This window comes from Mycobacterium sp. NPDC049093 (assembly GCF_040704635.1).
In the GTDB taxonomy this organism is placed as follows: domain Bacteria; phylum Actinomycetota; class Actinomycetes; order Mycobacteriales; family Mycobacteriaceae; genus Mycobacterium.
The window spans coordinates 882,913-895,600 of record NZ_JBEZJS010000003.1 but is presented as its reverse complement, the minus strand read 5'-3'; the positions used below and the strand labels follow the sequence as shown (position 1 = coordinate 895,600).

The following is a 12,688-nucleotide window of genomic DNA, read 5'->3' as shown; positions in this document are numbered from 1 at the left end:
CAGTCGGCGGTCCAGTAGGCGCGCGCCGGCCGCGGCATCCGCTTGATAGCTTGACTCCCATGGCCGAATCCGTAACGCCGGACCCGACCCGCCCGCTGGCCGGGGTGCGGATCGTCGAGATCTCCAGTTTCGTCGCCGTGCCGCTGGCCGGCATGACCCTGGCCCAGCTGGGCGCCGAGGTGGTGCGCGTCGATCCCATCGGGGGCGCTGCCGACTATCACCGCTGGCCGCTGACCGACGGTGGCGACAGCATCTACTGGGCCGGGCTGAACAAGGGTAAGCGTTCGGTGGCGGCCGATATGCGTTCGCCGGAGGGCCAGCAGCTGGTGCAGCGGCTGATCGCCGGAGCGGGCGTGCTGATCACGAATGTGGCCGGACGGCAATGGCATTCGTATGACGTGTTGGCAGCCATGCGGCCCGACCTGATCCATGTGGAGGTGTCCGGCCGCGCCGACGGCGGCACCGGGGTGGATTACACCGTCAACGCCGGTTTGGGCTTCCCGATGGTCACCGGGCCCGCCCAGCTGTCCACCCCGGTGAACCACGTGCTGCCGGCCTGGGATGTCAGCTGCGGGCTGTACGTGGCGCTGGCGGTCAGTGCCGCGCTGCGCCACCGCGATTCCACCGGGGAGGGCGCCCGGATCAGCATTCCCTTGGAGAACGTCGCACTCGCCACGGCGGGCAATCTCGGATTCCTGACCGAGGTGATGATCAACGGCACCGGGCGTGAGCGGCTCGGCAACACGCTCTACGGCACGTACGGCCAGAACTTCACCAGCAGCGACGGCGTCGGCTTCATGCTGGTGGCACTCACCGGACGGCACTTCCGTGACCTCACCGAGGTCACGGGCACCACGAAAGCCGTTGCCGCCCTTGCTGAAGCATTCGGCGCAGACTTCACCGACGAGGGGCAGCGATACATCCACCGCGACGCGCTGACCGGATTGTTCACCTTGTGGTTCTCCGAGCACACCGCCGACGAGATCAGCGCGGCGCTCTCGGGGACGTCGGTGTTGTGGGAGCGGTACCGCAGCTTCGCCGAGGTCGCCGTCGACGCGCGCGTGGTCGCCAACCCGCTGTTCGCTCCGCTGGAGCAACCCCGCATCGGCACCTACCTGGCGCCGGGCCTGCCGGTGTCGATCGGCGGGATGTATCCGCCCGCGGTCCCCGCTCCCGCCCTCGGCGACGACACGGGCTCCGTGCTGGCCGAGCACCTAGGGCTCGGTGCCGACGAGATTGCTGTGCTGACCGAATCAGGCACCGTCGCAACGGGTACCGCTCAGTGAGCACCCTGCTGAAGCTGCTGGACGTACGCGCCGCCGACGGTGATGTGTTCACCGGGCAGGCCAGCGGTCCGGCCGGCAAGCGGGCCTACGGCGGTCTGCTGGCCGCGCAGAGCCTGGCGGCCGCCTGCCGGACGGTGGGGGATGACCGGTCACCGACCAACATGCACCTGCAGTTCCTGCGCGGTGGGGACGCCGGGGAACCCGTCGAGCATCGCGTGCACCGCGTGTACGACGGGCGTACCGCTTCGGCCCGGCGTGTCGAATCCTATGAGCACGGTCGCATGCTGACCACGGCCACGGTGTCGTTCGCGACAGCGCTCGCCGGACCCGCGCACGGGCTCGGTGCGATGCCACACGACCCCGAGGTGCTTCCGTGCACCGGCCCGCCCGGTCCGGCGCCGTCCCTGCCACTCGACGAGTTCGACATCCGCATCGCCGACGACGGTGCGGGTGAGGAGTTCGTGCGCCGCATGTGGTGGCGGGTCACCACCGAGCTGCCGGACGATCCGTTGGTGCACATGCTGATCGCGGTGTACATCACTGATCTGTACGGCATCGATCCGGCGCTGGCCGTGCACGGGCACAGCATGCGGTCGCGCAGTCACCGCAGTGGCACCACGGATTCGTCGATCTGGGTCCACCGCCCGGTGCAGGCCGGGGAGTGGAACCTGCTGGAGTCGCGCTCACCTGCCGCCGAGCGGGGACGCGGGCTGATCACGTCAAGCCTGCTGCGCGCCGATGGTGCGGTCGCCGCCACCCTGGTGCAGGAGGGGCTGGTCGCCGACCGCCTGACGGACTGAGTTTCTTTCGGCTTCGGTTCCGAACAGTTGTCCGGCCTCAGCGCCCGCGTGCGAGGTTGAAGGGTGTCATCACCATGTCGAGGATTTCAGGGGTGAGCAGCGCACCGGCGTATTCGACCCAGCACCAGCTGCGCGATGGTAGCTTGCCCGAGTCCGTGGCGGTGAGGCGGCCGAAGTAGTGGATGTAGCTGCCCGACGTGTCGAACGTGAATGTGTATGTGTCCGACCCGATATTGGTGACCAGCCTGGTCAGCTTGCCGGCGTCGTCGAACGTCGGCGTTGCGGTGATGTCGTCATACGCGGTGGTCTTTCCGTCGACGACCTGATAGCCGGGTCCGAAGGCGACGCCGGCGCGCCCCTGCCAGAAACAGCCGCCGCCCCACTTCCCGTCCGGATACTCGTGCATCCACGACACCCACATTCCCTGCAGGTGCCGCGCGATGGGGAGCTCCGGGTACACCCGTCCTGACGGGCCGTAGGCATAGTCCTGGTGCAGGTAGCCCGAGACGGATACGCCCTCGATGGTCCCGGTGGCGGCCATCAATTCGTGCCGGTAGTACACCTGCTCAGTGACACCCTGCTGAACCGGAACGTGGACGGTGAACACGTCGGTGACGTTGGTACCGTGCATTTCCCAGCGTCCGCTCGCATCGTGCCAGTGGAACCCCTCAGCGTCGCGCTCGATGCGCCCGCTGGGATAGGTCAGCGTGACCGAGGCGCCGGTGTCGGCGTAGGTCATCGGCTCGAACCAGTCGATGGTCGAGTACTCCGCGAACAGGTGGGGCGGGTCGGGATCGAACGACGCCGGCAGCTTCTTGAAGCCGGTGATCGGTGACACCACATGCGTCATTCCGGTGAGGAAGTCATCGGCCCCGCGCAGTCCCCAATAGGTCTGTCCCGCTTCGTCGGTGACCACCGCCCCGATCCACATGCCGGCCAGCCCGACGTCCGGCCCCGGGAGCCAGTCCCGGCGATAGTGGTCGAGTGTGGGTGGATGTGTCGCGACGGTGAACTCGAAACTGTCCACTGTCATGCCCCCAAACCGAAGTCGATCACGCCACGGATATTGCTGCCCTCACGGAGATGCTTTATCGCCGTGTTGATTTCGTCAAGCCGATAACGCCGGGTGATGAGCTCGTCGAGTTTGAGCGTGCCGGCCTCGTACATCGACAGCAGCATCGGCATGCTGGCGCGGGCGTTCATCTCCCCGTAGAGCGAGCCCTTGAGCGTCTTGCACGAATTGACCAGGTCGGACAGGATCAGCGGCACGGACATCTGCGCCAACGGGGTCATCGCGGTCACCACACAGGTTCCACCCTTGCGGGTCAACATCAAAGCCAGCGGGATCAGGTCGGTCGACAGCACGCCGACGGTCAGGACCACTGCGTCGGCCATCACCCCCCAGGTGAGCTCCTTGACCAGTGCCAGCGCTTCGGCGGCGTCGCCCAGCACATGGGTGGCGCCGAACGACGGTGCCGCCGCGCGTTTGAAATCGACAGGGTCGACGGCGATGACATGCTTGGCGCCGGCTACTCGGGCGCCTTGCACGGCGTTCATCCCGACACCGCCGGTGCCGATCACCACCACGGTATCGCCCGGCTTCGTCCCCGCGCACACGCTTCCCGATCCGAATCCTGTTGTGACACCGCAGGACACCAGTGAGGCGGCATCCAGCGGGAGCCAGTCGTGGACCTTGATGAACGAACGCTCTGAGGCCACCACATACTCGGAGAAGGTGCCGACCTGCATCAGCGCCATCAGATCCTGATTGCCGAGGTGTCTCCGCGAGGTGCCGTCGGTGATCATGTTCTTGTTGAAAACCTGTGCACCGACGTCGCACAGATAGCTCGCGCCCGTGGCGCAGAACCGACAATCCCCGCATGACGGGATGAACGAGACGGCCACATGGTCGCCGGGCTTGAGCGACGTCACCCCGGCACCGACCTCCTCGACCACGCCGGCGCCCTCGTGGCCGCCGAGCAGCGGAAACCATTCGGGCCTCGGCATTCCGGATGCTTCGATGAGGGCGCTCAGATTGTCGTCGGGGACGCTGTCGCCGGTGGCGAAATGATCGTCGGAATGACAGATACCGGCGACGCTCATCTTCACGAGCACCTCGCCTGCCCGCGGCGGGTCGAGCTCGATGGTTTCGATCTGCCAGTCCTGGCCGACCCCGTGTAGTACAGCGGCTTGGGATTTCATCGGATACCTCTCGCGGCTCGGAGCGGATAGATCGAGTCCATAACGGTGTCCAGATCCACATTTAAACCTCTAGAGGTATCTTCTGTAAAGGGTGCGGGCAGGCTGGGACGCGGCGCACACATCGGTTGGGTGGTAGGAAGAGACGTGGCCAAAGAGACCGTGGGCAAAGGCGCTACCGCGGGCAGTTCTGCGCCAGGCAAGCCCAAGCAGATCGCCGACGAACTGCGCGGTTTGATCATCGCCGGCAGACTCGACGAGGGTGACCTGCTGGGAACCGAGGCCGAGTTGCTGGACCGCTTCGAGGTGTCCCGGCCGTCGTTGCGCGAGGCGTTGCGCATCCTGGAGGCCGAGGGCCTGATCTCGGTGGTGCGAGGCGTACTCGGCGGTGTCGTCGTGCATCGGCCCGATCAACGGATGACGGCCCGCGCAGCCGCTCTGGTGCTGCAGTCCCGCAGTGTTTCGCTGGCCGACGTTTTCGAGGCCAGCGCCGTGATCGAGCCTGCCGCAGCCCGGATGGTGGCCATGTCACGCGGGCGTGAACGAGCGGCCCAGCAACTGCGCGGTTTCGTGCTCGAGATGAAACGGACTGTGCAGGACCCGGTGGCATGCACCACCGCCATGGTCGGATTCCACAGTGACATGGTGCAGTTGGCCGGCAATCAGACGCTCATCCTGATCTGCGAGATGATCAACGAGGTCATCGTGCGCGCGGCGGTGGCCGATGTGCTGACGCGGAGCCAGAACGAGCCCATCGCGTCGCGACGCCGCACTATACGGGAGTTCGAGCAGCTCGTGGACCTGATCGCGGCCGGCGACGGTGATGGTGCGCAAGCGCACTGTGCGGCACAGATGGCGCGCCTGCGGGGGACGCTGCTCGGCGATCACGGCAGTTCGACGGTCGAGGCGACCAGCCATCGTTGACGCCGGCAAACGCGTTGTCTCGACCGCAAACCTATAAAGGTTTTTCTAGACTCGATCAGCGTTGGTGCGTTAACTTCAATGCGTCGAATTGTCAGATGTTTCTGGAGAGATGCCCATGGCCGACGTGTCCCCGGCACGCATCGGATTGCTCATCGACTATCTGGACGGGAACGGCGGGTACGACGAGAACATTGTTCCGGCGCTGCAACTCGTCGCCGACGAATATCTGCAGAGTGGAATCCTCGAACGGCCAGTCGAATTCGTCGTTCGCGCGGTTCAGGGTCTGCCGAACGGATCGTTTCGGGCAGTGCGTGATGCGTTCCGCGAACTCGTCGACCAGGATGCACTGGTGATCTTCGGGCCGTGGGTTTCGGAGAACGGCGTCGCATTGCGTCGGTATGTCGAGGAACTCGCGGAAGTCCCGATCATCACGATGGCCGCCTCCGAAAGCATGTTGGGGGAGTGGGTTTTCGGCCTTCCGGCCGGATCGATGGAGGAAGAGCCGATCATCATGGCCACCGTGGCGGCCCTCGACGGGTGCCGCACCGTGGGGTTGGCGTTCGAGGACAGCCTCATCGGTCGCGAATACCTGCGAACCACGCGGGAGGCCTGTCGCGATACCGGATTGACGATCACCGCCGAGGTGGCCATTCCACAGGTCGAGAGCGAAAAGCGGGCCGCCATGTCCACGCTGGCCGCCGACAAGCCCGATGCCATCATGCATGTCGGGTTCGGCCTGGGCCTGATCGGCATGAACGCGGCGCTGGAGGGCATCGGCTGGATGCCGAGGCGCTACACCACGACCGCATTCGAATTCGCTGCCACGGCACAGTGGTGGAGTGAGCAACTCGCGGGCTGGATCGGGCTTGACCAGTACGACGAACGCAATGTGACCGGACAGGCGTTCCTTGATCGATTCGAGCGGGCCCACGGACGCCGTCCGGCGTACTTCTTCCCGCTGTACTGCTATGACATCGGCCGACTGATGATGACCGCGGTCGCCGGCGCGCGACCGTTGAACGGCGCGGCGGTCAAAGAGGCGTTGGAACGTATCAAGATGCTGCCGGCCGCGAGCGGTGCGCCCGGAACACGCCTGAGGTTCGGGAAGTTCATCCGGCACGGCTGGGTTGGTAGCGAGTTTCTGGTGGCCCGGCGGGTACTTCCGGACGGGAGTGCCTCGGTACTGCACGCCACGATCGAGGGCCACGTCCGTGCGTCGTCGCCACAGATCCCAGATACTTCCGGGCCGCGTTGACCACATAGGTGAGTGCGACGCACACGATCAAGGCGGCCACCACACCGAGCACCCGGTGGTCACCGAACAACGGATAGACCTGGTAGTGCGTCAGGTACGTGTACAGCGAGGCCTCGGCGAGCAGACCGCAGCCGGTCGCGACCACCGCGGGACAGCGCACCGCGGGCAACCAGACCAGCAGCGTCAAACCCGCCAGAACCAGGGTTTCTCGGCCGCTGTTGCCGAAGTAGCCGTGTAGTCCGACCGCCAATACGACGGTGACGATCACCCGCTGCCAGGCGGCGGTGGCCTTGGCCGCCGCCCATCCGGCCGCGAAGAACCAGAACGCCAGCACGGTGAACCAGGCTTCGCGGTCCAGGCCGAAACCGGGCAGGTCGTAACGCAGTACCAGCCCCAATGCCAGGAACGCCGCGGCGAACGCGAAGGGACGGCGCCGCTCCAACCGGTCGGCGCCCGGCAGCGCACACACCGCGGTCAGCGCCACCAGAATCCAGACCAGCACTTCGACGAACCACAACCGCCCGGCGGTCATGCTGTCATGGGGACCCAGAAACTTGTTGGCCAGCAGCAGGTTCGACGCGTGGTAGTCGTCGGTGAGGACGAGTGCCACGGCCACCCACACGATGGAGGGCACAGCGATCCAGGCGACCGTGTTGCGTAGATGCCGCAGTCGTGTCCGTCGGGGCACCGGCGTCAGGCAGAACCGGCCGAAGTTGTATCCGGCCACCCCGAGCAGCACATGCGCTCCGCCCCACAGCGCGAACAACTCGGCATGCGAGCCGACGATGAGGACGATCGCCGCGGCACGCAGGGCGACACTGGTCTCGACGGTTGCCCATCGGCGCCGGCGGGGCGTGCAGCGGCGCTCCAGGTCCCGCAGCGCCATCCGGTGCCAATCCTTCGGCAGCCGGCCCAGGGTGCGTTCCAGCCGTACCGACATCGCCACATAGGACAGCGAGTTACCGCCGAGGTCGATGAAGCTGGCGTCGCGGTCGATCGACTCTGCCGGAAGGTGCAGAACCTCGGCGAACAGGCCCTGCAGATCCGCGCTGTCGGTCACGCGTGGTGCGGCGGCCAACGTGCGCACCGCGGGGTAATCGGGTTTGCCCGAGATCAACCGGGGCAGTTCGGGGACGAGCGCCGAGCGCACCGCAGCGGTCGGGACGCCGGCCAGGGTGGCGGTCAACTGCTGCACATCGCCGGCGGTCGTTGCGCCGGTGTCGACGGCTGCCACCGCGAGCGTTTCGCCGTCTTCGGTGCACAACGCCGTCACCCCCTGGTCGGCGAGGGCGGTCTGGAGACGGTCGAGATCGATGCGCAGTCCGAACAGCTTCACGAATCGGCCACTGCGGCCGATGATCTCGTACAAGCCCTCGGGAGTGCGTCGCGCGATGTCGCCGGTGCGCAACTCCGTTACGGTGGCGCCCGATGCCAGATCCTCGGGCCGGTGCGCGTACCCGAGCATCACATTGGCGCCGCGGTAGATCAGCTCACCCGTGCCGTCCGGCCAGGCCTCGTCGGTGCGGATGGACAGGCTGCCGCCGGGGATCGGTCGACCGATGGCTGCGGGATGGGTCAAGGCCAACTCCGGTGGCAGGTAGGCCATCCGGGCGGTCGCCTCGGTGGCGCCGTACATGACGAACAGCTGCCAGCCTCGGTGTTGTCCGAGCGTCACGAAGCGGCGCACCTGATCGGGTGCCATCCGTCCACCGGCCTGCGTGACGTACCGCAGGTGGGGCAGGTTTATGGTGTCGAACCCGATGCGGTCGAGCAGTTCGAAGGTATGCGGCACGCCCGCGAAGGTGGTGGCCCGGTGGCGGGTGAACAGGTCCCAGAACTCGTCGTCGACCACCGAGCGATCGGTGAGGACCAGCCCCGCGCCGCGTAGCAGATGGCTGTTGACCACCGACAGCCCGTAACAGTACGACATGGGCAAGGTGGTTGCGGCCCGGTCGGTTTCGCCGATCGTCAGGTACTCGGCAATGGCGGCGGCGTTACTGATCAGGTTGGTGTAGGACAACCGCACCAGCTTCGGTGACCCGGTACTGCCCGAGGTCGACATCAGCAGCGCCAGATCGTCGTGCAGTTGGTGGTTGCCGTAGGCGCGCTGGTGGTGGACGCCCGTGGCGTCGACGACGGTATCGGGGGAGTACGTCTGGCGGATCGCGCGGTGATCGCCGCCCGCCGGAACCGGCAGGGACACGTGGCCGCCGGCGAGCGCGCCGAGGTAGTACACGAGAGTGCGCAGGTCGTTACGGCTCTCCAGCAGCACGAGGCGACGGCCGGGTCCCAGCTGTGCCGCGGCCTCCGAGGCCATGCCGGCCAGCTCCCGGTACGTGACCTGTTCGTTCTCGGTCACCACCGCGATCCGCTCGCCGTGCGCCCGCAGCGCCTCGAGGACGTCGATCAAGGCAGCGCCGTTCCGCTGCCCCGTACGTCGATGCGGACCTTGGTGTCACGGGCGGGCGGTTGGAGGCTGTGCTGGCGCACGACGATCGGGTCGGCGGCGCCGGCCGGATCGATGGTGAGCAGTACGTCGTGGCCGAGAAATTCGGTGGCGACCACGGTCCCGACGCCGGCCGCTGCCGCGACATCGCCCTCGCTATCCGAAATCGCGGTGGCGACAAGCTGCTCGGGCCGCAGCACCAGCGTGCACGGCCCAGCGGCTGCGCCGGCTTGGACCGGTATCGGACCCAGCGCGCAGTCGGCGACCCCCGACGTGACGGTCCCCGGCAAGGTGACGCAGTCACCGAGGAATTCGGCGGTGAACCGATCGGCGGGGTGCCGGTACACCTCCTGCGGTGTGCCGACCTGGGTGAATCTGCCCTCGCGCATCACCGCGACCTGGTCGGAGATCGACAGCGCTTCTTCCTGGTCGTGCGTCACGATGAGGGTGGTGACCCCGGTGTCGGACAGCGCCCGGGCCACGGACTTTCGGGTGGCCGCGCGCAATCCGGTGTCGAGCGCACTGAACGGCTCGTCGAGCAGCATCACCACCGGCCGGCGGGCCAGCGCCCGGGCCAGGGCCACCCGCTGCTGCTGACCGCCGGAGAGCTGGTGCGGACGGCGCGGTGCGAACGAGGAATCCAGGGACACGGTGTCCAACAGGTCGATGACCCTGGCTCGGGCCGCAGCCCCACGCTCACGCAATCCGTAGGCGACGTTCTGCGCCACCGTCAGGTGCGGAAACAGCGCGCCGTCCTGTGCTACGTAGCCGACGTCGCGACGGTGTGGAGCGACAAGTGTTGTAGAGCTTGCCATTTGGCGCCCGCCGATGATCACTGTGCCGGCATCAGGGGATTCGAAACCGGCAATCACCCGCAGCAACGTCGTCTTGCCGCAGCCGGAGGACCCGAGGACGGCGGTGATGGTTCCCGGTGTCAGGGTCAGGTCGATACCGCGCAGCACCTCGGCGCCGTTGAAGGACTTGTGGAGTCCGGATACCTGCAGGACGTCGTCGGTCACAGGGCGGCCACCTTCGTCGATTGGCGTAACAACATCAAGGTCACCGGGATGGACAGGGCGATCAACATCAGCGCGTAGGGCGCGGCTGCGGCGTAGTCGAGCTCGCTGCTCAGCGACCAGAACCGCATCGCCAGGGTGCGGGTACCGGTGGGTGCCAGCAACAGTGTCGCGGTCAATTCCGTTGCTACCGCGACGAATACCAGCGAGGCGCCGGCAGCCGCGGCTGGGGCGGTCAACCGCAGGGTGATGCGGATGAAGGTCCGCGCCGGCGAGGCTCCCAACGAGCGCGAGGCTTCTTCCACCGACGGCGGGACCTGCGCGAGACCCGAGCGCAGGCTGACCAGAGCGCGTGGCAAGAACAGCAGAACATAGGCGCAGATCACCAGGGCGGCAGTCTGATAGAGCGGGGGAGCGTAGCGGATGGCGACGGTGACCAGCGCCAGCGCGGTCACGATGCCGGGCATCGAGCTGGTGATGAAATTGGCTCCCTCGATCGAGCGGGCGAGTAGTCCGCGGTACCGGACGGCGACCCAGGCGAACGGGAAAGCCAGCACCGTGGTCAGGGCCGCGGCCGCAGCGGCCAGCGTCGCGGTCTGGACCAGCGAGGTACCGATCTCGGCGGCGTCCCACACCTGCGCGCCACCGATCCACGTCCATCGCGTCAGCGTCCACAGCGGCACGCCCAACGCCAGTGCGGCCAGTGCCAGCAGCCCCACGATGGCCGGGAGCGTCGTGCGGCCCAATCGCATCGGTGCGGCGGTGCGCTGGGCTCCCGAACCCACCCGGGCGAACCGGGCGTTACCGCGGGCGGCGGCCTCGGTGACCAGCAGCAGGAGGCACAGGAGCACCAGGACGGCGGCCAGCGTGGCGCCGGCGGCGCCGTCGAACGTGGCCTGGAACTGTTCGAAGATCGCGGTGGTGAAGGTCGAGAAGCGGATCATCGCGAACGCGCCGTATTCGGCCAGCAGGTGCACACCGATCAGCAGGGCACCGCCGAGGATCGCCAGGCGCAACTGCGGCAGCACGACCCGGACGAACACGCCGGACGATCCGGATCCAAGCGCCCGGGCCGATTCCTCCAACGCCGGATCGATACGGCGCAGGGTGGCCGCGGCGGGCACGTAGACGAACGGGAAGTACGACAGCGTCGCGATCAGCACCCCGGCCCAGAATCCGTGCAGCGACGGCACCACGCTCACCCAGGCGTAGCTGTTGACGAACGCGGGTACCGCCAGCGGTGCGACGAACACCGGCCGCCACCACGTCCGCCCCGGGAGGTCGGTACGCTCAACCAGCCACGCCGCACCGACACCGAGCACCACGCACACAGGCACCGTGATCAGCACCAGTCCCACCGTGTTGACCAGGAGTTCCCCGACGCGCGGTCGGACCACCAGTTCGATCACCCGACTCGGGCCGGTGGTGATCACCGACCAGCCGACGTAGGCCAACGGTATGAAGGTGGCGGCCAGCAGCAGCGTCACAGCCGTGCTCAGCGCCGGTCCCGGCCTGGCACGTGAGGTGGGCTGTTGGGTGACCGGCGGTGTCGGAGGCGGCTCTGTCGCAACCAATTACAACAAGCCAGCCTTTGTCATCAGGTCGGTGACCTTGGCGGCATCGAGATTGGACGGGTTGACCGCGGGCGCCTGCAGCGAGTCCAGCGGCGGCAGTGCGGGATTGGCAGCGACCCCACTGGCGACCGGATACTCGAACGAGGTGCCTTTCTGCAGTACCTCCTGGCCGGCCTTGCCGGTGATGAACCGGAGGAACTGCTGGGCCTGGTCCTGCTTCTTGCTGGATTTCAGGACGCCGCCGCCGGACAGGCTGACGAACGCGCCGGGATCTTCGTTCTTGAAGTAGTGCAGCGCGGTGTTGCCGCTGATTTCCTTGGTCTTGGACTGATCGCGGAACCAGTAGTAGTGATAGATGATGCCGCCGGCGACCTGGCCGTCGTTGACGGCCCGCAGCGTGGCGATGTTGTCCTGGAGCACAACGGCATTCGTCTTCAACCCGGCCAGCCACTGCGCGGTGGCCGGCTCACCCTTCAGTTCGAGGATGGCCGCGACGATCGCCTGGAAGTCCGCTTTGGCCGGTGGTGCACCCCAACGGCCCTTCCACTGTGGCTGCTGCAGATCCATGATCGAGTGCGGCAGCTGATCCGCGGGCAGCTTGGCCTTGTTGTAGACGAAGACGGTCGAGCGCGCCGCCACGCCGGTCCACTTGTTCGACGACGGCCGGAACTGGGCCGGGACCTGGTCGAGAGTCTGCTGCTCGACGTCGGCGAACAGCCCGGCTTTCTCGACGGCGGCCATCGCGGGGGAGTTCTCGGTGAGGAAGACGTCGGCCGGTGAGGCGTTGCCCTCGGCCACCAGTTGGTTGCCGAGCTCGGTGTCACCGCCCTGGCGATAGGTGACCTTGATGCCGGTCTCCTTGGTGAAGGCGTCGATCCACTCCTTGGTCAGGGATTCGTGCTGCGCGTTGTAGATGAGCAGCTCATCGGACCCCGAACTGGAGCACGCGACCATGCCGGCGGCGACCGCGACGGCGGACAGGACAACAGCAACCCGGCGGCTCCAACGTGTGAGCATCAAGTGAATCCTTTCGGCGTTAGCTGAGCATCACCTAAGGACACTACCGGGGTGGGCGGGTGCCAGCCCCTGGACAGCCGGAACCGTGGCGTAGCGGAAGGACGCGGCGCTCAGTGGTTCCTCACCCGCGGCGATGACGAGATTCGCGACCTCGGCGGCGGAGCGAGCGCG

9 protein-coding genes and 1 pseudogene are annotated in these 12,688 nt (G+C 67.0%); 4 read left to right on the top strand and 6 right to left on the bottom strand.

Annotated features, from left to right (window positions below):
• Positions 1-59: 59 nt before the first annotated feature.
• Positions 60-1,286, top strand: a complete 1,227-nt coding sequence (locus AB0876_RS14815) for a CoA transferase (protein ID WP_491838657.1) — start codon at positions 60-62, stop codon at positions 1,284-1,286.
• Complete coding sequence (locus AB0876_RS14810) at positions 1,283-2,086, top strand: acyl-CoA thioesterase (RefSeq protein ID WP_526042283.1); 804 nt, start codon at positions 1,283-1,285, stop codon at positions 2,084-2,086. Before AB0876_RS14815 ends, AB0876_RS14810 begins: the two co-directional genes overlap by 4 nt.
• Before the next feature lie 37 nt (positions 2,087-2,123).
• Here AB0876_RS14810 and AB0876_RS14805 read toward each other — a convergent pair whose 3' ends face one another.
• Together AB0876_RS14805 and AB0876_RS14800 are read right to left on the bottom strand one after the other, a co-directional pair.
• Entirely contained in the window at positions 2,124-3,119 is a 996-nt protein-coding gene (locus AB0876_RS14805) for a hypothetical protein (protein WP_526042282.1), read from the bottom strand.
• Positions 3,116-4,288, bottom strand: coding sequence for an NDMA-dependent alcohol dehydrogenase (locus AB0876_RS14800; RefSeq protein WP_526042281.1), 1,173 nt, complete (start codon positions 4,286-4,288; stop codon positions 3,116-3,118). Before AB0876_RS14800 ends, AB0876_RS14805 begins: the two co-directional genes overlap by 4 nt.
• A gap of 144 nt (positions 4,289-4,432) precedes the next feature.
• Here AB0876_RS14800 and AB0876_RS14795 point away from each other — a divergent pair, with 144 nt between their 5' ends.
• Together AB0876_RS14795 and AB0876_RS14790 are read left to right on the top strand one after the other, a co-directional pair.
• The gene (locus AB0876_RS14795) at positions 4,433-5,209 is read left to right on the top strand and encodes a FadR/GntR family transcriptional regulator (RefSeq protein ID WP_491838661.1); all 777 of its coding nucleotides are present in this window, start codon (positions 4,433-4,435) and stop codon (positions 5,207-5,209) included.
• A 109-nt stretch (positions 5,210-5,318) separates the two neighbouring features.
• Positions 5,319-6,278, top strand: a pseudogene (locus AB0876_RS14790) (ABC transporter substrate-binding protein); the annotation flags it as partial.
• 40 nt (positions 6,279-6,318) lie between these two features.
• Here AB0876_RS14790 and AB0876_RS14785 read toward each other — a convergent pair.
• The 4 genes from AB0876_RS14785 to AB0876_RS14770 are packed head-to-tail and all read right to left on the bottom strand — an operon-like array spanning position 6,319 to position 12,517.
• Positions 6,319-8,874 (bottom strand): non-ribosomal peptide synthetase, encoded by a 2,556-nt coding sequence (locus tag AB0876_RS14785; protein ID WP_526042280.1) that lies wholly within the window; start codon positions 8,872-8,874, stop codon positions 6,319-6,321.
• On the bottom strand, positions 8,871-9,929 hold the full coding sequence (locus AB0876_RS14780; protein ID WP_526042279.1) for an ABC transporter ATP-binding protein: 1,059 nt from the start codon (positions 9,927-9,929) through the stop codon (positions 8,871-8,873). The genes AB0876_RS14785 and AB0876_RS14780 overlap by 4 nt, the downstream gene beginning before the upstream one ends.
• A complete protein-coding gene (locus tag AB0876_RS14775) occupies positions 9,926-11,500 on the bottom strand; it encodes an ABC transporter permease (protein WP_526042278.1) in 1,575 nt (524 codons plus the stop codon). Before AB0876_RS14775 ends, AB0876_RS14780 begins: the two co-directional genes overlap by 4 nt.
• Positions 11,501-12,517, bottom strand: coding sequence for an iron ABC transporter substrate-binding protein (locus AB0876_RS14770; protein ID WP_526042277.1), 1,017 nt, complete (start codon positions 12,515-12,517; stop codon positions 11,501-11,503). It lies immediately after the preceding gene.
• Positions 12,518-12,688 lie beyond the last annotated feature (171 nt).